The 22626-nt window shown below is 43.3% G+C and carries 25 protein-coding genes; 12 read left to right on the forward strand and 13 right to left on the reverse strand.

What is annotated here, in order from left to right; all coding sequences use genetic code 11:
• The first annotated feature begins 267 nt into the window (after positions 1-267).
• Entirely contained in the window at positions 268-816 is a 549-nt protein-coding gene (locus C9J47_RS23800) for a gamma carbonic anhydrase family protein (RefSeq protein WP_107255722.1), read from the forward strand.
• Here the strand turns inward: C9J47_RS23800 and C9J47_RS23805 are convergent.
• The 9 genes from C9J47_RS23805 to C9J47_RS23845 form a co-directional block, all read right to left on the reverse strand.
• Positions 813-1076, reverse strand: a complete 264-nt coding sequence (locus C9J47_RS23805; RefSeq protein WP_107255723.1) for a DUF1488 family protein — start codon at positions 1074-1076, stop codon at positions 813-815. The two genes, C9J47_RS23800 and C9J47_RS23805, sit on opposite strands and share 4 nt — an antisense overlap.
• Positions 1077-1086: 10 nt before the next feature.
• A complete protein-coding gene (aroE, locus tag C9J47_RS23810) occupies positions 1087-1908 on the reverse strand; it encodes a shikimate dehydrogenase (RefSeq protein WP_006233399.1) in 822 nt (273 codons plus the stop codon).
• Positions 1909-1998: 90 nt separating this feature from the next.
• Entirely contained in the window at positions 1999-2904 is a 906-nt protein-coding gene (gene hemF / locus C9J47_RS23815; RefSeq protein ID WP_107255724.1) for an oxygen-dependent coproporphyrinogen oxidase, read from the reverse strand.
• 25 nt (positions 2905-2929) lie between these two features.
• Entirely contained in the window at positions 2930-3487 is a 558-nt protein-coding gene (gene tsaC, locus C9J47_RS23820) for an L-threonylcarbamoyladenylate synthase type 1 TsaC (protein ID WP_211321788.1), read from the reverse strand.
• An 81-nt stretch (positions 3488-3568) separates the two neighbouring features.
• Entirely contained in the window at positions 3569-4078 is a 510-nt protein-coding gene (gene purE, locus C9J47_RS23825) for a 5-(carboxyamino)imidazole ribonucleotide mutase (protein ID WP_242610876.1), read from the reverse strand.
• Between the two features lie 75 nt (positions 4079-4153).
• The gene (locus C9J47_RS23830) at positions 4154-4711 is read right to left on the reverse strand and encodes a DNA topoisomerase family protein (RefSeq protein WP_107255726.1); all 558 of its coding nucleotides are present in this window, start codon (positions 4709-4711) and stop codon (positions 4154-4156) included.
• Between the two features lie 36 nt (positions 4712-4747).
• Positions 4748-5221 (reverse strand): DUF494 family protein, encoded by a 474-nt coding sequence (locus tag C9J47_RS23835; RefSeq protein WP_006233394.1) that lies wholly within the window; start codon positions 5219-5221, stop codon positions 4748-4750.
• A gap of 2 nt (positions 5222-5223) precedes the next feature.
• Positions 5224-6321 carry a DNA-processing protein DprA gene (gene dprA, locus C9J47_RS23840; RefSeq protein WP_170107570.1) on the reverse strand — a complete coding sequence of 366 codons (1098 nt, stop codon included), beginning with the start codon at positions 6319-6321 and terminating at the stop codon, positions 5224-5226.
• A complete protein-coding gene (locus C9J47_RS23845; RefSeq protein WP_107255727.1) occupies positions 6318-7376 on the reverse strand; it encodes a LysM peptidoglycan-binding domain-containing protein in 1059 nt (352 codons plus the stop codon). The genes dprA and C9J47_RS23845 overlap by 4 nt, the downstream gene beginning before the upstream one ends.
• 352 nt (positions 7377-7728) lie before the next feature.
• Here C9J47_RS23845 and def point away from each other — a divergent pair, with 352 nt between their 5' ends.
• The 5 genes from def to C9J47_RS23870 all read left to right on the forward strand — a co-directional run bounded on the left by def (position 7729) and on the right by C9J47_RS23870 (position 13502).
• Positions 7729-8238 (forward strand): peptide deformylase, encoded by a 510-nt coding sequence (gene def / locus C9J47_RS23850; RefSeq protein ID WP_006233391.1) that lies wholly within the window; start codon positions 7729-7731, stop codon positions 8236-8238.
• A gap of 16 nt (positions 8239-8254) precedes the next feature.
• A complete protein-coding gene (fmt, locus tag C9J47_RS23855) occupies positions 8255-9199 on the forward strand; it encodes a methionyl-tRNA formyltransferase (protein ID WP_107255728.1) in 945 nt (314 codons plus the stop codon).
• 70 nt (positions 9200-9269) lie between these two features.
• Positions 9270-10565: a 16S rRNA (cytosine(967)-C(5))-methyltransferase RsmB gene (rsmB, locus tag C9J47_RS23860; protein WP_107255729.1), complete on the forward strand. Its 1296-nt coding sequence runs from the start codon at positions 9270-9272 to the stop codon at positions 10563-10565.
• A gap of 111 nt (positions 10566-10676) precedes the next feature.
• The gene (trkA, locus tag C9J47_RS23865; RefSeq protein ID WP_107255730.1) at positions 10677-12053 is read left to right on the forward strand and encodes a Trk system potassium transporter TrkA; all 1377 of its coding nucleotides are present in this window, start codon (positions 10677-10679) and stop codon (positions 12051-12053) included.
• A gap of 3 nt (positions 12054-12056) precedes the next feature.
• Positions 12057-13502: a TrkH family potassium uptake protein gene (locus C9J47_RS23870; protein WP_107255731.1), complete on the forward strand. Its 1446-nt coding sequence runs from the start codon at positions 12057-12059 to the stop codon at positions 13500-13502.
• Between the two features lie 135 nt (positions 13503-13637).
• Here C9J47_RS23870 and trhA read toward each other — a convergent pair whose 3' ends face one another.
• The 3 genes from trhA to C9J47_RS23885 form a co-directional block, all read right to left on the reverse strand.
• Positions 13638-14297 carry a PAQR family membrane homeostasis protein TrhA gene (gene trhA, locus C9J47_RS23875; RefSeq protein WP_107255732.1) on the reverse strand — a complete coding sequence of 220 codons (660 nt, stop codon included), beginning with the start codon at positions 14295-14297 and terminating at the stop codon, positions 13638-13640.
• 136 nt (positions 14298-14433) lie between these two features.
• Positions 14434-15222, reverse strand: a complete 789-nt coding sequence (locus C9J47_RS23880) for a sporulation protein (protein ID WP_107255733.1) — start codon at positions 15220-15222, stop codon at positions 14434-14436.
• A gap of 146 nt (positions 15223-15368) precedes the next feature.
• The gene (locus tag C9J47_RS23885) at positions 15369-16040 is read right to left on the reverse strand and encodes a FadR/GntR family transcriptional regulator (RefSeq protein WP_107255734.1); all 672 of its coding nucleotides are present in this window, start codon (positions 16038-16040) and stop codon (positions 15369-15371) included.
• 331 nt (positions 16041-16371) lie between these two features.
• Between C9J47_RS23885 and C9J47_RS23890 the strand changes: the two genes are divergently transcribed.
• The 6 genes from C9J47_RS23890 to C9J47_RS23915 all read left to right on the forward strand — a co-directional run bounded on the left by C9J47_RS23890 (position 16372) and on the right by C9J47_RS23915 (position 21011).
• Positions 16372-16557 (forward strand): hypothetical protein, encoded by a 186-nt coding sequence (locus tag C9J47_RS23890; RefSeq protein WP_081450130.1) that lies wholly within the window; start codon positions 16372-16374, stop codon positions 16555-16557.
• Between the two features lie 194 nt (positions 16558-16751).
• A complete protein-coding gene (locus C9J47_RS23895) occupies positions 16752-17018 on the forward strand; it encodes a YihD family protein (RefSeq protein WP_006233383.1) in 267 nt (88 codons plus the stop codon).
• Positions 17019-17271: 253 nt separating this feature from the next.
• Complete coding sequence (ccoG, locus tag C9J47_RS23900) at positions 17272-18702, forward strand: cytochrome c oxidase accessory protein CcoG (protein ID WP_107255735.1); 1431 nt, start codon at positions 17272-17274, stop codon at positions 18700-18702.
• Between the two features lie 101 nt (positions 18703-18803).
• Positions 18804-19790, forward strand: a complete 987-nt coding sequence (locus C9J47_RS23905; protein ID WP_107255736.1) for a serine/threonine protein kinase — start codon at positions 18804-18806, stop codon at positions 19788-19790.
• A gap of 84 nt (positions 19791-19874) precedes the next feature.
• Positions 19875-20477, forward strand: a complete 603-nt coding sequence (locus tag C9J47_RS23910; RefSeq protein ID WP_107255737.1) for a thiol:disulfide interchange protein DsbA/DsbL — start codon at positions 19875-19877, stop codon at positions 20475-20477.
• Positions 20478-20555: 78 nt separating this feature from the next.
• Positions 20556-21011 (forward strand): 2-thiouracil desulfurase family protein, encoded by a 456-nt coding sequence (locus C9J47_RS23915; RefSeq protein WP_107255738.1) that lies wholly within the window; start codon positions 20556-20558, stop codon positions 21009-21011.
• Positions 21012-21032: 21 nt separating this feature from the next.
• Here the strand turns inward: C9J47_RS23915 and C9J47_RS23920 are convergent, their stop codons facing one another.
• Positions 21033-22565: a YifB family Mg chelatase-like AAA ATPase gene (locus C9J47_RS23920; protein WP_107255739.1), complete on the reverse strand. Its 1533-nt coding sequence runs from the start codon at positions 22563-22565 to the stop codon at positions 21033-21035.
• Between the last annotated feature and the right edge of the window lie 61 nt (positions 22566-22626).

Consider the following 22626-nt stretch of genomic DNA (forward strand, 5'->3'; position numbering starts at 1 on the left):
TCGACTTAAAATTTCACGAGTGCCCACACAGATTGCATGGTCAAATTGTTAAAGAACATACTGACTAGGTTGCTGGCTAAGCGCCGTGCTCCGTGTCAGTGAGGTCGCATTATAGAGACTTCGATCACATTGGCAAGGGGTATATTGAAATAAAACCGTCATATTCGTTTGGGTGTCTACTTATCGTTCGAATGGTCGATTTATCGATGTAAATCACACCACAACCTCGCTATTCTCTTATGTAATGATTCAATAAAGGTAGCTCTTATGCACTCAGCACCACGATCTTATAAAGGAATAACGCCGACTATTAATGAAAATGTTTATATCGACAGCTCAGCAGTCCTTATCGGAGACATTGAATTAAACGCTGATGCCAGTATTTGGCCTTTGGTGGCAGCAAGAGGCGATGTAAACCACATCAAAATTGGCGCAAGAAGCAATGTACAAGACGGGGCTGTTTTACATGTCACACGGAAAACACCCAATAACCCCACTGGTCATCCTTTAATTATTGGTGATGATGTGACAATAGGGCACAAAGCAATGTTACATGGCTGCCATGTTGGTCATCGTGTATTAGTCGGAATGGGTGCAATTCTATTAGATGGCGCCATTATAGAAGATGACGTCATTATTGGAGCGGGAAGTTTAGTACCACCAGGCAAAGTACTTAAAAGTGGTTTCCTCTATATAGGTAGCCCTGTTAAACAAGCGCGCCCATTAACTGATAACGAACGCGCCTTTCTTCCAACGTCAGCTGATAACTATGTCAGGCTTAAAAATGAGTACTTAGCTGAAAGTGAAAATCTTTAACCAATAAAGATACAACCTTCACTATCAAACTCTTCATCTTCTATCTGCTCTTCTGCCAACTCCTCTAAATCAAATCGATTGGCAGAGAAGGCAGCGAGGATCTCAGATTCAGTGACTAGTGGCTGTAAGGTATGTTGCTGCAGCCATTTAAGACTTACCCAACAAGTAATCAACGCTCCACCTTGCTGGGCAGGGAAGTTGACGGCTTGCTTGTCACCATCCCAGTTTTGAAGGTCGGAAAATAAAATATTTTGATTCATCTCGTTCTCATTACTCCTGAAGCATACGGCGTAACTCTCGCAATACCTGCTTGGCACCAGGGCGTAACCCTCGCCATAACATAAAGCTTTCTGCAGCTTGACCAACAAGCATACCTAGCCCATCAACTACTTTTCCAGCACCTAAATCTCTAGCCCATAAATTGAACGCGGTAATTTGAGCGCTATAAACCATGTCATAACAAACCATATCATGTTTGATCAGACTTTCTGGCAAGCCAGGCAACTGCCCACTTAATCCTGCAGAAGTTGAATTAATGATCACATCAAAATTCGGTTGATTCAGTGTATCGATTGCAGCCGACGAAACAGAACCAAAAGACGCAAATAGTTCAGCCAGCTGCTGTGCTTTAGATAATGTGCGATTAGTTATTACTAACTCGGCAGGGTTTTGAGCAAGCAAAGGTAAAATAACACCACGTGCAGCTCCACCAGCTCCAACTAGCAAAATACGCTTACCAGCCAATTCAACTTGATTGAGTAATAAATCTTGAACTAGACCCTCACCATCAGTGTTATCTCCTAAGATACCACCGTCATCTAGCTTCTTGAGCGTGTTGACAGCACCGGCTAATTTAGCGCGTTCGGAAAGTTGAGTCGCATATTGATATGCGTCCTCTTTGAAAGGTGCCGTGATATTGCAGCCTCGCCCTCCCGCAGAGAAAAAGTTATCCGCAGCAGATTTAAAACCATCAGCTGGCGCTAGCTCTGCCGTGTATTCCATCTTCTGCGATGTCTGACGGGCAAATAATGTATGAATGAAAGGTGATTTACTTTGTGCAATAGGGTTGCCAAAAACAACGTACTTATCCATGTGCTCGTAATCCAAAAAACTTGAAGTCAATTAAGGGCCGATAAATCGACCCTATCACTGCATTAAATGAAGCTCAAACAGTTCGTACTGCTACCATTCTCGCGGCTTAAGGTAGTTTTCATACAAATCAGCTTCCGCTGATCCGACCTTAGGCTCATAACAGTATTCCCAGCGAGCGAGCGGTGGCATTGACATTAAGATTGACTCGGTACGACCACCGCTTTGCAATCCAAACAGCGTGCCTCGGTCATACACCAAGTTAAATTCAACATAGCGCCCTCGACGATATAGCTGAAATTCACGTTCTCTCTCACCATAAGGGATATCTTGGCGACGTTGAACAATAGGCAAGTACCCGTCAATAAAGCCGTTACCAACCGCTTGTGTATAAGCAAAGCTTTGTTCAAAGCCCCACTCATTCAAATCATCGAAAAACAAACCACCGACACCGCGCGTTTCATTACGGTGAGGTAAGAAAAAGTATTTATCACACCATGCTTTATGCTGGTCATAAATATCATCACCAAATGGGGCACATAAATGCTTAGCTGTGTTATGCCAATGCTGACAATCTTCTTCAAAAGGATAAAAAGGGGTTAAGTCAAAACCACCACCAAACCACCATACTGGTGCTTCACCTTCTTTTTCAGCAATAAAGAAACGTACATTGGCATGAGATGTCGGGATATAGGGACTATTAGGATGGATAACTAATGACACGCCCATCGCTTCAAAACTACGACCTGCGAGTTCAGGACGGTGAGCAGTAGCAGAAGCTGGCATTTTAGTACCAAAAACATGGGAGAAATTAACGCCAGCTTGCTCAAACACACTTCCTTGACGAAGAACACGGCTACGGCCACCGCCACCTTGTTCACGTTGCCATTCATCTTGTTCAAATACTGCCCTCTTGTCTTGGTTTTCCAAGCTTAGGCATATTTGATCTTGAAGCGACAATAAAAAAGCTTTCACTGCGTGTTTATCAACATGTTCCATTATTTATCCTTGTTCTAGCTAACCACTAACCCTGACGCAGTACAGTATCACTAAATGCATCTCGAATTTCTGTTGGGTTTTCACGTCCACCAGTCTCACCTTCTAAAATAGCACTTAAGTGCTCACCTAACTGACTATGTACTTCAGCCACAGTCTTACACGGTGGTAAGCCAGTTAAATTCGCACTGGTGGAGGTGATAGGTTTACCAAACTGATGACAAAGCTTTTGCACTAAAGGGTGATCACTCACTCGAACGGCGATGGATGTAAATTTACCTGTCAAAAGAGGGGAAATACCTTTCTTCACAGGCATCACCCAGGTAACAGGCCCAGGCCAGGTCGAAAATATTTTCTGCTTTTGTAAATCACTAAGCTGGGTATCATCAATATACGGCTGTAGTTGTTGATAATTTGCCGCAATCAAAATCAAACCTTTCTCGATCGGACGCTGTTTTAAAGCAAGTAGCTTTTCGATAGCTTGTGGATTATCAGGATCGCACCCAACACCAAATACACCCTCTGTCGGGTAAGCAATGACCTCTCCGCTTTGTAACGCAGATACAACTTGCTGCAAGTTGTCCATATCGACCTCGTAAATAACCATATTAAATGCAATAAAAAAGGCGCTCTAAAGAGAGCGCCTCTTAAATTCAATGGCTATTATTTAGCCCTTTAGACGCTCTTGTAAAGCAGCATCTTTCGCAATAACTGCTTCAGCGTTCTTTTGACGATCAGCTTTTACTGCTAATGCTAGCTCTTTGTCGCCAGTCGCTAGAATTTGAGCCGCTAAGTAACCAGCATTTTTTGCACCAGCACTGCCAATTGCAACAGTAGCAACAGGCACACCACCAGGCATCATTGCTGTTGAAAGCAATGCATCCATACCTTGTAGAGGGCCGGCATCAATTGGCACACCGATAACAGGTAATGTTGTAATACCTGCAACAGCACCAGCTAAGTGAGCAGCTAAGCCTGCGGCACAAATAAATACGCCACAACCACGCGCTTCAGCATCAGTCACATAGCTATGCGTTGCTACTGGTGTACGGTGAGCAGAAGTAACTTTCACTTCAGTAGTAATTTCAAAAGATTTTAAAACATCAAGCGTTGCCTGCATTACTGGCAAATCTGAATCTGAGCCCATCAAAACAGCTACAAATGGCTTAGTCATCATCTTTCCTTCCATATTTAAGTGACGTAATCGTTTGCGTCAGTATTATAAAGGAAATTTCGAATAGATCGATAGCGATTATTGTTGAATGTGGTGACACTTCTTATCTGCACATTGCAACTTGATGCCAGTTGCAAAACTTTTCTCTATTAATAAAGGAAAACCACAAGTTTCACATTGCTGTGCGACAGGCTTATTGTTTACAGCAAAACGACATGCTGGATATTGGTCGCAAGCAAAGAATGCTTTGCCATAACGAGACTTTCGTTGAACGAGGTGCCCTTTGTGACAATCTGGACACAAAATTTGAGTATCGTCCGCTTTTTTCTCTAAGGGCTCAATATGCTGGCAATCAGGAAAACTCGCACAACCGATAAACATCCCAAAGCGACCTTGTCGTAAAACCAGTTCATTATCGCAAATAGGACATGGCTTACCAAGGTGCTTCACTATGTGCCCGTCGTTCTGATTAAGTGGACGAATAAAGTCACACTCAGGGTAATTTGAACACCCAAGAAAAGGACCACGCTTGCCATAACGCGTTTGTAATTGACCACCACAGGTCGGGCAGGGTTCTTCTTGCTCTAACGCATGCTCATGGGCATCAAATAACTGGTCGTGAACTTTGCCGGCCATACTACATATTACTCGCTAGGGCAGGGTTATCGATAATTAGTGAATGTATCCATCTTCTGCTCCGTAAAGCAGTTCTTCCATCTGAGTGTAAGCATTTTCATTACCAGGTGCGTTAAAGAGCACCATTAAAATAATCCACTTCAAATCATCTAATACAAAGTCGCTTGTTTCTAGTTCCATCACACGATCAATAACCATCTCACGCGTATCGGCACTTAATACATGAATTTGCTCTAAATAGGTCAAAAATCCGCGACATGTTACATCCATTCGAGCCATCTCTTGTGGAATATAAACACGAATAGACGTTATCGCACTATTATTCATGTACGGTATGGTTTCTGTTTCTTGCAGAGCAGCAAGCTTTTCAAGCCAGTTTAATGCCTTGTAGATATCATCTTGATGAAATCCGGCACGACTAAGCTCATCTGAAAGTTCATCCTGATCAACCAATAGCTCCACGTCGCTTTGGATATAGGTTTCAAACAGGTACATAAGAATATCCATCATGACTAGCCCCTCCTCGTTCTGATATAACCACCGGGCACTGTACTCACAACGCCTTGCAATTCTAAATCTAGTAATTGCATCATAACTTCATGTATGGGCAGTTTACAGCGTTCAGCAACCACATCAACGGGTATTGCTTCTTTGCCTACGGTAGCCAACACGGCTGAAAATGGCAATTTTTCATTTTCAGGTTGTGGCAACGACAAGTTCATTTGGCTATTTATTGCGCATTCCGTCAGCGCACCTACCTCTTCAAATATATCGACCGGACTTTCTACCAGTTTAGCACCAGATTTTATCAAGGCATTACAACCTCGACTGCCAGGATTATGAATCGAACCGGGTAAGGCAAAAACATCTCGTCCTTGCTCTAAAGCATAGCGTGCCGTAATTAATGAGCCACTTCGCTCTGCAGCCTCTATAACAAGAACACCAACCGACAGCCCGCTGATCACTCTATTACGACGAGGGAAATTTTGTGGCCGCGGTTTTTCATCAGGCCAAAACTCAGAAACCAGAGCACCTTGCTCGATAATTTGACTGGCAAGGGTTCGATGACTCGCAGGATAAATATGGTTAAGTCCTGAACCTAATACTGCAATTGTCGCACCACCATTTTTTAATGCGCCATAATGCGCTTGACCATCGATGCCTAATGCTAAGCCACTGGTAACAACATAATTAGCGGCAACCAATGCCGCAGAGAAATCATACGCCGCCTCACGCCCATCAAGACTGGCAGAACGGCTGCCAATAACGGCCAGTTGGGGTTCACGTAACCAACGATCTTCACCACGAACAAACAGCAAAGGCGGGGCAGATGCTATTTCTTTTAATAAAGCAGGGTAAAAAGGAGAGTCTAAGGTAAGAATGGTGTGATTATTTTGCTCTGCCCATATTAGTGCATGATCAATACGTTGCCGTTTGGGGTTATGCAATGCTGCAACTTGCGCTGATGATAAGCCAATGGCACGAAGTTGCTCGGCGGGCATTTCGATTAATTCTATCGGCGTCGCATATTGCAATAATTTGCTAATTCTACAACCCCCTAAATATGGGACCGCCGCTAGAATTAGCCAACTTTCTAATATTGTCATCATTCAACTAAATATGGAGGTAACGCAAGCACACCAGCACGAAAGGGCTCTAGGCTACGTGTTACGACTGCTAAACTAAAATACTCATATGGACGGATAACCATTACTTCGCCAATATACAGATTACTGAGTTGTCGTTTTGCAGATAACCAGTGTTGTGTTTTTTTATACGCATAATTACCTTTATCTCCTGTTACTTCCGCGCCAGGTCTAAATAACTGTAATACATTGCCTGCCGCGAGATTATCTAAATGACCACGATCAAGTACAACAACTTGAGATGTCGCTATATACTCATGTCCTTCTAAGTGCCCTAACACACTGGCTTGAATCTCGGCAGGTGCTGCTGATGGTGAAAAGTTCATATCAACAGCTGCACTATCTAATGGTGCAGGCAATAAAATGTCGTTCTGACTGATCTCTTGACGAAAAGATTCCACCGTCATCAAGCTCATATTCTCTTGTATTTCTGACGTTCTCAGCTTGGCAATCTCTTTGAGTGACACGACTTTCGCTTTGGTCTCATCGTTACGGGTAAAATCAGTTTCAACACGATATACCCACCACTCAGTGCCTAACAATAACTCGGTATCAACCCAGATCCTGTCACCTGATGACATGTATCCCTTCTTATCACTTGCCCCCAAAACCCGAGGAAGTTGAGCTGCGCTTTTGGCTGTGATCAATTTATTTTCAGCTAAATAAGGAAAGAGTAATGTTTCTTGTAGCGTGGTAATAGCAGAGTGCTTAATCCGGATCTGAGGCGATAGCACAACGGTCTTTTTTAACTGTAATTGCGGACGACCATTTATCCATACCAGATGCAATTTATCACCCGGATAGATTAAATGAGGGTTTTGAATATAATTGTTCGCCTGCCAAAGTTGAGGCCATAACCAAGGATTATCAAGAAAGTAGGCAGAGATATCCCATAGCGTATCGCCTTTTTTAACAATATAAATTTCAGGAATATTTTTATCAACAATCGGTAACTCAGCGTTTGCCCAACGAACTGGTAATGAAGATATCAGAATAAACAATAAGACGCCCAGCCTCATGTTGTGCCTTCCTTGTCGATGATTACAGAATCATATAAATACAAGAAGCAACGGTGGCATTCGTTTTAAAAGATGTCCAAAGTAACCTAATCAGGAGGAAACGGTTTTAGGCACAGTTCAACTTTTATTCGTTCGTATACATCTGATACCGAGCAAGTTTGCTGACTGCCTCCAATCTACGGCATTACATTGTGTTCATTCTATTCACCAATAATGCAAAGAATCGTTGCCACCCATCGTTATCGCTTACAATGTTATGCAGCCAATGCTGTTATTTGATCTTTAAAATGACTAGAATTAGAACAAGTAAGTAATTTTCATTTTCAAAACAGTTTAATTTTTTCGAGTATCTATGTCTCTATTGCAAGTATTAACATTCCCTGATGAACGCCTGCGTACTATTGCTAAGCCAGTTGAAGCAATAACACCAGAAATCCAGAACATCGTCGATGACATGCTAGAAACCATGTACGACGAAGAAGGTATCGGTTTAGCCGCAACCCAAGTTGATATTCATCAACGTATTGTGGTGATCGATATTTCTGAAGAGCGTGACCAACCAATGGTACTGATCAACCCAGAAATCACAGATAAACGTGGTGAAGATGGGATTGAAGAAGGCTGTCTATCGGTACCAGGCTCTCGAGCATTAGTTCCTCGTGCGGCAGAAGTTTCTGTTAAAGCACTTGATCGTGATGGTAACCCGTTCTCATTCGAAGCCGATGACCTGCTTGCAATCTGTGTACAGCACGAACTTGATCACTTAGCTGGCAAGTTGTTTGTTGATTACCTGTCGCCTTTAAAACGTCAGCGTATTAAACAGAAACTAGAGAAAATGAAGCGTTTTAACGACAAAGACTAATTAATCCGAGGTTACCTTGAGCAAACCGTTACGTATTGTATTTGCTGGTACACCTGACTTCGCCGCCCGTCATCTGGCGGCGTTGTTGTCTTCACAGCATGAAGTTATCGCCGTATATACCCAACCAGATCGTCCTGCTGGTCGTGGTAAAAAATTAACCGCGAGCCCGGTTAAAAATATTGCGTTAGAAAATGATCTGCCCGTGTATCAACCAGCATCATTGCGCAATGAAGACGCGCAACAAGAACTTGCGGCGTTAAATGCCGATATCATGGTCGTCGTAGCTTATGGCCTACTACTGCCTAAAATTGTGTTAGATACGCCTAAACTGGGTTGTATCAATGTACATGGTTCTATTTTGCCACGCTGGCGTGGTGCTGCACCGATCCAACGCTCAATTTGGGCTGGCGATGAAGAAACCGGTGTAACCATCATGCAAATGGATGAAGGCCTTGATACGGGTGATATGCTAACTATCGCCACACTAGCTATCGAGCCAACAGATACCAGTGCGACGATGTATGACAAGCTGGCGGGATTAGGTCCTAATGCTTTAATTGACTGTCTATCTGAGATTTCAGCAGGCACTGCCATTGCTAAAAAGCAAAATGATGAACTTGCTAATTACGCAAAGAAGTTGAGTAAAGAAGAAGCTAAAATTGACTGGGCAATGGAAGCAACCGCGATTGAGCGTTGTATTCGCGCATTTAACCCATGGCCAATGAGCTACTTTGCTGTTGCTGAACAAAATGTCAAAGTATGGCATGCCGTTGTTGAAGCTGACAACCAAGGTAAAACACCGGGAACAATTTTATCAGCCGATAAACAAGGCATCACGGTTGCGACAGGTAAAGGTGCACTTCGCCTTATCGAACTTCAACCTCCAGGAAAGAAAGCCATGAAAGCGCAAGATATTTTAAACTCGCGCCGAGAGTGGTTTGAACCTGGCACTCAACTGTAATGTTAAAGCCAGTGCCCAATCACTGGCTTTTTATTTTCCACGTCGTTAAAAATAAATTCAGGAAATACGCATGAACGTAAGAGCCGCAGCAGCCCAGGTTGTTTTTCAGGTTGTTGATCAGGGGCAATCCCTTTCAGCTGCACTACCAGCAGCCCAGCAGAACATTCGAGAACGTGATCATGCTTTGCTGCAAGAGATTTGCTACGGCGTATTACGCTGGTTACCCCGTTTAGAGTCGATTACTACTCACCTAATGGACAAGCCTTTAAAAGGTAAGCAACGCGTTTTCCACCATTTGATTTTAGTGGGTTTATACCAACTAGGTCATATGCGTATTCCCGCTCATGCTGCTGTCGCCGAAACAGTTAATGCCACTAAAGATCTCAAGAAAACCCAGCTACGTGGCTTAATTAATGCCATTTTACGTAACTACCAGCGCCAACAAGAACAGCTAGATGCACAATCAGTCAGCCACGATGCCGGTAAATATGGCCATCCAGGTTGGTTATTAAAAATGCTGAAAGCTAGCTATCCTGAGCAGTTGGAAGCGATTGTTACAGCTAATAACACCAAAGCCCCAATGTGGTTGCGCGTCAACCGCCAACACCATACGCGCGATGAATACCGCGCATTACTTAATGATGTTGGCATCGAGACAGACTTACACCCAGAAGCCGCTGATGCACTTCGTTTGTTGTCACCTTGCGATGTGAGCAAACTGCCTGGTTTTGCTGATGGCTGGTCATCAGTACAAGATGGTGCCGCCCAATTAGCAGTCGATTTCTTGCAACCACAAGCTGGCGAACTGATTCTTGATTGCTGTGCAGCGCCTGGTGGTAAAACTGCACATATCATGGAGCGTCAACCAACGGCTAAAGTGGTTGCCATTGACTGTGATGAACGCCGTTTAACCCGTGTTCATGAAAACCTTGCCCGCCTTAAGCTTGATGCAACAGTATTGTGTGCCGATGCACGTTACCCTGCTGATTGGTGGCACGGTGAAAAATTTGACCGCATCTTACTCGATGCACCTTGTTCTGCCACGGGGGTTATTCGTCGTCATCCAGATATTAAATGGTTGCGTCGAGCAAGCGACATTGAAGCGCTCGCAATCCTTCAAGCTGAGATTTTTGATGCTATGTGGTTACAGCTGAAATCTGGTGGCATCTTGGTATATGCGACCTGTTCGATTACACCACAAGAAAACAGCGAACAAGTGAAAGCATTCCTTGCCCGCACAGCCGATGCGACCTTGATCAATCGTGGACAAGAAGCCGATAGTGATGTGGAACAACCTGGTCGTCAGATCTTACCGGGTGAATCTGATATGGATGGTTTCTACTACGCTGTTCTGCAAAAAAGCTAACACCAAAGCGTACCTCAAAAAGCCTAAATCGTTCTAACTCAAGACATATCATTATGCTCTTGAGTTAGAAGCGTAGTAACCTACACAGAATACTTTAATCAGGCATATGCTATGAAAATCATCATTCTCGGCGCAGGTCAGGTCGGTGGCACACTGGCAGAGAACCTTGTCGGTGAAAACAACGACATAACGATTGTTGATAAAGACCCAGAACGTCTGCGAGAACTGCAAGATAAATACGACCTTCGGGTTGTACAGGGTTTTGCGAGCCATCCACGTACTCTACGTGAAGCAGGGGCTCAGGATGCTGATATGTTAGTTTCGGTCACCAATTCTGACGAAACCAATATGATTGCCTGCCAAATTGCATTTTCTTTATTTAATACCCCTAACCGCGTCGCTCGTATCCGCTCTCCGGAATACCTCAAAGAAAAAGATTCTTTATTCCAATCAGATGCTGTTCCTGTCGATCACTTGATTGCTCCAGAAGAGCTGGTAACAGGGTATATCGAACGCTTAATTGAATACCCTGGCGCACTGCAGGTTGTCAGTTTTGCCGAAGATAAAGTCGGTTTAGTTGCCGTTAAAGCGTATTACGGTGGGCCATTAGTCGGTAATGCATTATCAGCATTACGTGAGCACATGCCACATATCGACACCCGTGTTGCGGCTATCTTTCGCCAAGGCAAACCGATTCGTCCTCAAGGCACCACCATTATTGAAGCCGATGATGAAGTATTCTTCGTTGCAGCCAGCAATCATATTCGCTCGGTGATGAGTGAACTTCAACGTCTAGAAAAACCTTATAAGCGTTTAATGATCGTCGGTGGCGGTAATATTGGTGCCGGTCTCGCCCGTCGATTAGAACAGGCTTATAGTGTTAAGCTCATTGAGCGTAATCCTGAGCGCGCTGAAAGCTTGTCTGAAATGCTCGAAAACACCATCGTGTTCTGTGGTGATGCATCCGATCAAGAGTTATTAAGTGAAGAGCACATCGAACAAATTGATGTATTTATTGCTGTGACTAACGATGATGAAGCAAACATCATGTCTGCCATGCTTGCTAAACGCATGGGAGCCAAAAAAGTCATGGTGCTTATTCAGCGCGGGGCTTATGTCGATTTAGTGCAGGGCGGGGCGATTGATATTGCAATATCGCCACAGCAAGCGACGATTTCAGCATTATTAACTCACGTACGAAAAGCCGATATTGTCAATGTATCGTCATTACGTCGCGGAGCAGCTGAAGCGATTGAGGCAATAGCCCATGGTGATTCAACGACCTCTAAAGTTGTTGGTCGCTCCATTGGTGAAATCAAGCTACCACCAGGCACGACCATTGGCGCAATCGTCCGTGGTAATGAAGTCTTAATTGCTCACGACCGAACCATGATTGAACAAGATGATCATGTTGTTATGTTCCTCGTCGACAAAAAATACATCCCTGATGTTGAGCGTCTCTTCCAACCTAGCCCATTTTTCCTATAACTTATGGTTAATTTCCGTCCCATAATGTTCGTGATCGGGTTGGTTTTATCTAAAATCGCCCTTTTCATGTACATCCCAACCCTGGTTGCCTTTTTTACAGGTACTGGTGGGTTCATCGATTTCGCCACCGCGGTTATTATTACTCATACCGTGGCTTTTCTATGTCTAACATTTGGTAAAACCAAAGAGTTTAAGCTGGGGGTCAGGGAGATGTTCCTGATCACAACCTTAGTGTGGACAATTTCCAGCGCCTTTGCGGCACTGCCTTTTGTCTTCATCAATCACATCAGCTTTACCGATGCCTACTTCGAAACCATGTCGGGCATTACGACAACGGGCTCAACGGTGCTTAGTGGGTTAGATGATATGGCACCCAGTATTCTGCTTTGGCGTTCAACATTACAATGGCTAGGTGGTATTGGATTTATTGTAATGGGCGTCGCCATTCTACCCATGTTAAACGTAGGTGGGATGCGACTGTTCCAAACCGAATCGTCAGATTGGTCAGAAAAAAGTTCACCAAGAACCAAAAGTGTTGCCAAGAATATAGTTAATGTTTACATAACCTTAACTATATTGTGCATCATTGGTTTTGTAATGACAGGCATGAATACGTTTGATGCAATAAACCATGCTTTTACCACCTTATCAACAGGTGGCTATTCAACCTCTGATAGCTCAATGAATAACTTTTCCCACAGCGCACATTGGGTTGCAACCTTCTTTATGTTCGCGGGTGGTTTACCATTCCTCTTATTTGTACAAGCACTGCGAAAAAGAAGCCCAGGAGCTCTATTTGCAGATGCCCAAGTAAGAGGCTTCACTTTATTAGTACTATCAGCAGGATTAGTGGTTGCACTTTGGTTAACCTGGAAGCTGGACTACAACTTTATTGATGCACTGCGCGTATCGCTGTTTAATATAATTTCTGTGGTGACAACAACAGGGTTTGGCCTTGATGACTTCACTGCATGGGGACCGCTACCCAGCATCATTTTTGCTTTCATTATGTTGGTGGGTGGGTGTTCAGGATCGACATCGGGGGGGATTAAAATCTTCCGTTTTCAAGTCGCTTTTGCCTTGTTACGCAAACAGATGATGCAGCTGGTTCATCCTTCAGGTGTATTTATCCAACGCTATAATGGTCGCCCAGTCACTGATGGTATCGTACGTTCGGTTGTAGCTTTTGCGCTAACTTTTATTCTGACCATTGTGGTTATTGCCGCGATATTAGGCATACTTGGCTTAGATCCTGTCACCAGTATTACAGGTGCTGTTACCGCCGTTGCCAATGTAGGTCCTGGAATGGGAAGTATTATTGGACCAACGGGTAATTTTGCCAGCTTACCCGATATGGCTAAATGGACATTAAGCATTGGAATGTTAATGGGACGCTTGGAAATACTCACCGTGCTCGTGGTCTTTTTTCCTGCATTTTGGCGTGACTAATATACTGTTACCAATAAAAAAGAGAGCATATATGCTCTCTTTTTTTCTATCTGTACCAAAGCGTGTATGCCGAATAACTTAACTCAAGGTACTTATTTCAGCGAGAATGAGAACGGATAAGGCTACTTGGAATCATTAAATCGGTTTAACGTAATAATAAATGGCAAAGAAATGGCAGACCGTTCCACCTAAAACAAACATATGCCAAATCGCGTGGTTATAAGGAATGCGTTTATTCACGTAAAAAAACACACCTAACGAATAAATAACCCCGCCTAAACCCAATAATACTAAGCCACCAGTCGAAATTGAGATCGCTAACTGATAGACCACAATCACAGATAACCAACCCATCGTCAGATAAGTAATCAAAGATAAGCGCTTAAACCGGTACACAAAGATAATTTTGAGAGCAATGCCAATAATGGCAAGTCCCCATATGACAGACATTAAGGTAATAGCCAATGGGGTACGTAAAGAGATCAATAAGAAAGGAGTATAAGTGCCAGCAATTAATAAAAAGATAGCGCTATGATCAAACGTTTTTAAAGCCCGCTTAGCACGTTCATAAGGGATAGCATGGTAAAGCGTTGAGGCGAGGTACAGTAAAATAATACTGCTTCCATAAATGCTCAAGCTCGCCATACTCATAAAGTCAGCATTCTCAGCGTTGCCCTGGTTCAGTAACAGTACCAAACCAACAATACCGAAAATTAAACCTAAACCATGGCTAACACTATTCGCGATTTCTTCTGTCACTGAATAACCTTGCTTCAGTGCGACACTCTTTACCATCCTCAGCTCCCGATAGCGTTAATACTCAATAGAAAAGCAGTATGACACATTTCAGGGTACACGTGTAAGCTGAATTTTCCATTCATCAATATCAACACATCAGCCCCTTCTCGTCATGAAAAGGGCCAACACAATTTTAGGTTGTTTGATCAAGGTAATCGAGCACTTTCTGACCAGCTTCAGTCGGTGTGCATTGCGCTGAAATATGGCAATGACGCTTCAACTCACCCCGGCCTAAAAACCCAGATAACATCCCTGAAATCCCCTTTAAGCGTCGATCGAGTTCAAACCATAGTTGCAAACCATCACAGTCTCGATAAGCGACAACTTCAAGCTCACGCCAAAGACCATGATATGGCCCTGATACGGGTACAAATTCGAATTCTTGTACAAACGGTAAATCAAACCCAGAAGCAGCTTCACATTCCACTTGAAGAATACGTAACCCTGCGTTTTCTAATGCGGTAAAAACACCATCCATCAATGGTTCAGGACGTACAGTCAGTGTATCGGTATCTTTAGGATCGCGTGCTAAAGGTATATCAAGGTAGGTATCGAGCCACACTTTAGCATCACCAATTGTCACCGGAGTATTGAATGGCAACTCAAAATCAACGTCAAATTCGCGTTCTTCATTAACGCCGATAACAAATGATTCTGGCAGCGACCATGAAGCCAAGACACAGGTTTGCGGTCTTTTTTCTTTACGGTGCTCGCTATCACCACGACTGACAGGCACTTCATCAATATAGCGGCAACATAGCTGCACGTTGATATTATCGATCTGCTGCTCGGTTGCTCCCCCCTGGACATGAATTACTACAGGTAGCTTTTCACCAGGAATCAACACATCACGCTTTAAAACAGTATCAACTTTTGCAGCACCAATCCCTAAACTGGCAAAACTCTTACGAAAGAAAGACATGAAAACTCCTGTTAAAAATGACAATGAAACGGTTAAAGAATCATATGAAATCAGTTTGTTTATCTTGCAAAGGTAGAAACAAAACCGCAAGCTCTTTAAAAATTCATTGTCATTTTTGAGGCAACTGATACCAACAAGGTTATTGATTACTTAAGTAAGTCGACGGTTGCTTGACGTGCGCGATCGGGATCGCGAGCAATAATACCGTCAACAATTCGCTGATGAATATCCAATTTAAGTAAGCGTTCACGAGTGATAATGCGGAAATAGTTTTCAAATACAGCTTTAAACAAGTTACCAAATGGGCTGATAAAATGATTACCTGATGCAAAATAAATTAACTGATGAAAACGAGTATCAATTTCAATCCATTTATCTTGATTAAAATCATCCCCTAGCAGGTGCATTTCTTGCATTAAATACTGCAGTTCTTCACGATCAGCATCACTCGCATTTAATGCCGTTAATGCCGCCGCTTCTGGCTCTAATGTCATACGAACCTGTTGAAATTCTGCAACCAGCTCTGAATGCTCACTAAAATTTAACCATGCCAATAAGTCCTGATCCAAGTAATTCCAATTACGCTTCGGTAATACACGCGTACCAATACGGGGGCGAGGATGTACCATGCCTTTCGCAGCAAGCATTTTAATCGCCTCACGTACCGCAGTACGGCTCACACCGTACATTTCACCAAGTTCAATTTCACCCGGTAAAATATCACCAGGGGCATTTTCCCCTTGTAAAATACTTCGACCAATCGATTCTGCTAACTTATAAGACAAGTTACGATTAAGTACACTTTTCTGCTGTTCCATCAATGTTCCCTCTACGGCTATTTTTATAATAGTTGCCAATTTTTATATTGCGCATTACATCACAAAGTCACGGTGCTGGAACCGCTTATCTTCACAGTTGCTACACATAACAACGCATTCTCTATTTTCAGCCAAATATCAGCATAATTACCATCATCTTCCGTTGATGCATCGCTCGACTTATCGGCACCTTGCTGCTATTCTCAGCGCCGAAAATAATACCAAACAACCCGGTCATTTTGTTCTGGATGGGCTTTGCCTATGGGGATACCCCTGCTTAATGATTGTTTATTCTTTTTTGGCCACGGATGAGCCTGACTATTGGTGAATCATGCGACCCGCATCTCCCGTCAGGTATGTAAGAAATACCCCTCGCAGTCCATCACGTTTACGCAGTACCGCTCATGCGCCGACATTTAAACCTAAAAATGTACCGCAAAGCACCGCTGATATTCATGCAATACCAACCTCTCAGCCCGTTTTAACCAATCCGGTTACTGATGAACAAGCTGCGTAAGTATTCATGATGTAACTCAAAGGCAGTGATCATTTCACTGCCTTTTGTTTATCTAATCGAATCAACTTTTCAAACCCATCCCCAATAAGCAAATTCCGTTGCTGTCTCCAGTTTGAATCAACGCATTTTTTGATATAATTATTTCATAATAAAATTATATCAATATTTGCTCAGCCTTAATTTTGGAGAAAGTAATGAAAACGCATCGTGTAAACGAGCTTATCGAGTTAATCCACCCTGAATGGAAAAAAAATTCAGACCTAAATTTAGTTCAATTTCTACTGAAACTAGCAGAAGAAGCAAAGTATGAAGGTAAATTAGAAGATTTAACTGACGATATCCTGATTTATCATCTGAAAATGCGTAATAGCGACGAGAATGCCATGATCCCAGGCATCGCTAAAGATTGTGAGAATGACTTCAAAACCGCCATTCTTCGTGCACGTGGCATAATCAAGTAACCCCCCAGAATTCCCATCATATATGGCTGAACATCAGATCAGCCTATTTTAACTTCTCATCTGTTACACCCTTTGGGGCTGTCATCTGCACCTATTGCTGAAACTATGACCTTGTTAGAGTAATCAGAAAAATGACTGTTATATAATCAACTGATAACATCTATCGGTAATTATTTACATTAACGGTCAGGCAACGTATCTGAACCGATCCTTTTGCTGTGTCAGTGCAAGGAAATCCAAGGAAAGTAATGTCATGAGCCAAGAGAAAATTAAAATAAAGGATGTCACCCCTCAACAATTTAACCCCAAAACACATAAAGGCACATCAGATCGTTTTAATCCAAGCAACCAAATTTATGTCCGTGCCGTAAAAGGGGTTTATCAGCAACTTCGCCAGCGGATGGGGTGGCTATTAATGGTGCTCTTTATGGGCGTACCCTGGATTCCTTATGGTGATCGACAAGCAATCTTGTTAGATATCGGTCAGCAGCAATTTAACTTCTTTGGCACGACATTATGGCCTCAAGATCTCACCATTCTGGCATCATTTTTCATGATTGCCGCGTTCGCACTCTTTTTTGTTACCACCTTTTTAGGGCGTGTTTGGTGTGGGTATTTCTGTCCGCAAACAGTCTGGACCTTTATCTATATCTGGTTCGAAGAAAAACTAGAAGGCTCGGCCAATAAACGCCGTAAGCAAGATTCACTCAAGCTAACCAAAAAACTACTGGGTAGAAAAATACTCAAGCACATCGCATGGTGGGCAGTAGCACTCGCAACAGGGCTTACATTTGTCGGTTACTTTGTCCCTGTCAAAGATTTAGTAGTCGATTTTTTTACGTTTAATGTCAGCTTCTGGGCGGGTTTCTGGGTACTATTTTTTGCGGTATGTACCTATGCCAACGCCGGCTGGATGCGATCAATTGTTTGTATTCACATGTGCCCATATGCACGATTCCAATCAGCCATGTTTGATAAAGACACCTATATTGTCGGTTACAATGAGGAACGAGGCGAAGCCCGAGGCCCTCGTTCTCGCAAGAAAGACCCGAAAGAACTAGGCTTAGGCGATTGTATTGACTGTGATTTATGTGTTCAGGTTTGCCCAACGGGCATTGATATTCGTGATGGGCTGCAATATGAATGTATTAACTGTGGTGCTTGTGTCGATGCATGTGACAAAACCATGGATCGTATGGGGTATGAAAAAGGGCTGATCAGCTATACCACTGAACACAAGCTAGAAGGTCATAAAACCCATGTTATGCGTCCTAAATTAATCGGCTATGGCGCAGTCATGTTGGTAATGGGCGGATTATTTTTCTACTTAATTGCCTCGGTTCAACCGATGGGGCTGGATGTGCTTCGTGATAGAAGCCAGCTATTTAGAATCAATAATGAAGGGTTAGTTGAAAATACCTATACCTTGAAAATTCTGAATAAAACCCAACAAGACACCACCTTTTCGCTGTCAGTCGAAGGGTTAGAAGAAATCGAATGGTATGGCGCTCAAACCGTAAAAGTGTCTGCAGGTGAAATCTATACCTTGCCAATCAGCTTAGGCGTTGACCCTTATGTTATGAAAGCGCCAATTGCCGATATCACCTTTATTTTGCACAAAGGCGAGGGCGAAAATGAAACCACACTGCAGACTGAAAGTCGTTTTATTGGTGAACTTCGCTAGTCTTACTTAATCAGTAATATCAATAAAAGGGCCAGAACAGGGCCCTTTTTTATTATGATGGTATAAGATACATCACTAATTTGGTTCTGGATGTTGCCGCAATGACTCAACAAAGCTTTAGTTTTTCTGACCTCACGCCTGATTTATTACTCGATGCGCTCGACAGTGTGGGTGTGTATGCCGAATCAGGATTACTGGCGCTAAACAGTTATGAAAATAGGGTTTATCAGTTTAAAGCTGATGATGGCGCCCGCTACGTGGCAAAATTCTATCGCCCACAACGTTGGACTAACGAGCAGATTCAAGAAGAACATGATTTTACACTTGAGTTAGCGGATCAAGAAATTCCAGTTGCGGCACCTATCGTATTTTCGGGTGAGACTTTAACGCATTTTAAAGGTCATCGTTTTACCTTATTTCCAAGTATGGGGGGTCGTCAGTATGAAGTTGATAATATTGATCAACTTGAGTGGGTGGGGCGCTATCTAGGGCGTATCCATAACATAGGTAAAAGCAAAAGCTTTGTTCATCGTTCCACAATGAGCCTTGATGAGTACCTTTATCAACCACGTAAAATTTTAGAAGATGCCGATTTTATTCCTGACTACCTCAAAAAAACTTTTTTCTCAGATCTCGATCTACTCATTAAAGAGCTAGACCAACGTTGGCACTCTGATTGGCAATCCATTCGCTTACATGGCGATTGTCACCCAGGTAATATTTTATGGCGCGATGGCCCTTTATTCGTCGATCTCGATGATGCGCGTAATGGTCCTGCAGTCCAAGATTTATGGATGCTATTAAATGGTGATCGTAATGATCGACTCGCACAACTTGATACCTTGTTAGAAGCTTACACTGAATTTTCTGATTTCAATCCAAAAGAATTGCAACTTATTGAACCTTTACGCGGTCTTAGAATGGTTCACTACATGGCTTGGTTGGCAAAACGTTGGCAAGATCCTGCATTTCCCCGTGCATTCCCATGGTTTGCAGATGCAAAATACTGGGAAGGACAAGTGCTATCATTTAAAGAGCAAATCGCGACATTAAATGAACCGCCGCTGCAACTAATGCCACAGTGGTAATCATCTAGAAAATAACACAACATAAATAAAACAATGGAAAGTAGCTAAAGGCTATTTCTTAAAACTCAGGGAGTACACCGCAACATGATGAAGAAACTTTTGGCTCTAGCGAGCGTAGCACTATTATCTTTTTCCGTTCAAGCTGCCAAGTTTACTGAAGGCGATTACTACAAAGTACTTGAACTACCTAAATCAAGCAGCCCGATCGTTACAGAATTTTTCTCTTTCTATTGCCCACACTGTAATAGCTTTGAGCCAATGATTCAGGAACTGAAAAAGCAACTGCCAGATAATGCTAAATTCCAGAAAAATCATGTTTCTTTCATGGGTGGCTCTATGGGTAAATCCATGAGTAAAGCTTTCGCGACATCTATCGTTCTCGGTATCGATAGCAAGATGACACCAGTACTTTTCAATCGTGTTCATGGGATGAAAAAGCCACCGCGTAATGATGCAGAATTACGTCAAATCTTCGTTGATGAAGGTGTTAAAGCAGAAGATTTCGATGGTGCCTACAATAGCTTTGCCGTTAATTCGATGGTTAATCGTTTTGATAAAGGCTTCCAAGATAGTGGTCTAACGGGTGTTCCAGCTATTATTGTTAACAATAAATACCTAGTACAGACAGGTAAAATACAATCTTCTGATGAGTACTTCGAGTTAGTGAATTTCTTACTTAAAAAGTAATATTCAAGCGAGTACACAGCAGTATAGAAGGGGGCTTATATGCCCCTTCTTTTTATCCCGCATTAGGTATTACTTTTTATGGATAAGATCCTCATCAGCGCCTGTTTATATGGCTTACCAGTACGTTATGATGGAAAAGATAACCAGCTGACCTATAGCTTATTACAACAGTGGATACAACAAGATCGCTTAATCATATTATGCCCAGAGGTTTCTGGTGGGTTACCCACACCTCGACCGCCAGCAGAAATTCAAGCAGACGGAACCATCAGAACCAAGAACAATATCGATGTTACTGACGCCTTTTTACAAGGCGCACATCAAGCCGTCAGACTGTGCCAGCAACATAATATCAAGTTCGCGATCTTGAAAGAAAATAGCCCCTCATGTGGCAGCCATTTTATTTACAATGGGCAATTCAATGGCACAAAGGTTACCGGGCAAGGTTTAACCGCAGCTGCACTAACAAAGATGGGCATTCAAGTCTTCAATGAAAACCAACTTAGTATCTTAGACGCGGTCCTTGACTCATAAGCCACATCCACCTCCGTTTGATCAAACCACTTGAGCAGTTAAACGCTTTAATAATCGATCCATCGAACGATAACCTAATGCCTCGGCAAGGTGCCCACGCTCTATCTTGTCTTTCCCCGCTAGATCGGCAATCGTTCGCGCCACTTTAATGATTCGGTGGTAAGCCCGAATAGATAAACCAAGTTGATGTAATGCGCTTTCTAGAAATTCTGCATCCTCTTTGACTAGCGCACAGTGAATATCTAGCTCACGAGTAGACAATAAGGCATTAACCTTGCCGCCACGGGCTAACATCACCTTTCTTGCATGATGAACTCGCTGTTGGATAACCGCACTGGTCTCCCCTCGATCCCCCCCTTCAGCCAATGTGCCACGTGGTAGGCCTGGGATTTCTATCGACATATCGAATCGATCCAATAACGGACCAGATAAACGGCTAAGGTAACGTAATATCGCTTGCGGGTTAGTCCGCGACTGGTTGCCTTCGTAATAACCTGTAGGGCTAGGGTTTAAGGCGCCAATCAATTGAAAACGAGCAGGAAAACAGGTTTTACTGGCTGCACGAGAGATCACAATTTCACCAGACTCTAACGGCTCACGCAGTGAATCTAAGACCTTTCGCCCAAACTCTGGCATTTCATCTAAGAAGAGAATGCCATTATGTGCCAAGGATATTTCACCCGGTTTAGGCACAGACCCCCCGCCGACTAAAGCCGCCATCGAACTTGAATGGTGCGGGGTTCTAAAAGGCCGTTGAAGCCAGTTACCTTCATGCAATGACTGCTGAGTCAATGAAGCAACAGATGCTGTTTCTAGGGCTTCTGTGTGCCCCATTTCAGGCAATAAATCACACAGGCGAGAAGCCAGCATGGTTTTACCCGTACCTGGTGGGCCTAAAAACAATAAGTTATGCCCACCAGCCGCAGCAATCTCTAACGCACGCTTACCCTGCTGCTGACCGATAATATCTTGCATATCGCGATCATTTTTAGGGCGTTCTTGGGCTATTTCAGCCTCGTTTCGATGATGTAACTGCAATTGTTGTTGACCACATAAATGCCCACAGACAGCCAGTAAATCGCCAGCAGAACGATGTTTTTCTTTCCCCACCAGCGCAACTTGATCGCCATTATCATCAGGAACAATTAAACATCGTCCAGCCTTCGTTGATGCTAACGCTGCTGGCAACGCCCCTTTAACCGGGCGTAAATCGCCCGATAATGCGAGTTCACCAAGAAATTCATATTCGTGCAGTTTATTCATCGGAATTTGTCCCGACGCAGCCAAAATACCCAGCGCAATTGGCAAATCAAATCGCCCCCCTTCTTTGGGTAAATCGGCGGGTGCTAAGTTGACTGTTAGACGACGTGAAGGGAACTCAAAATTCGCATTTACAATCGCACTGCGAACCCGATCTCGTGCCTCTTTGACCGTGGTTTCTGGCAACCCAACCAAATTGAAGGCAGGCATTCCGTTACTCAAATGCACCTCAACGGTAACGGCGGGCGCGTCAACACCCACACATGCTCGGCTGTGAACAATCGCAAGAGTCATTCTTAATCGTCCTGTTTAGATTACATACTAATAAGTTAATGAAACGCTTCTATTTCGTTTC

This window comes from Photobacterium indicum, from assembly GCF_003026215.1.
Taxonomy (GTDB): domain Bacteria; phylum Pseudomonadota; class Gammaproteobacteria; order Enterobacterales; family Vibrionaceae; genus Photobacterium; species Photobacterium indicum.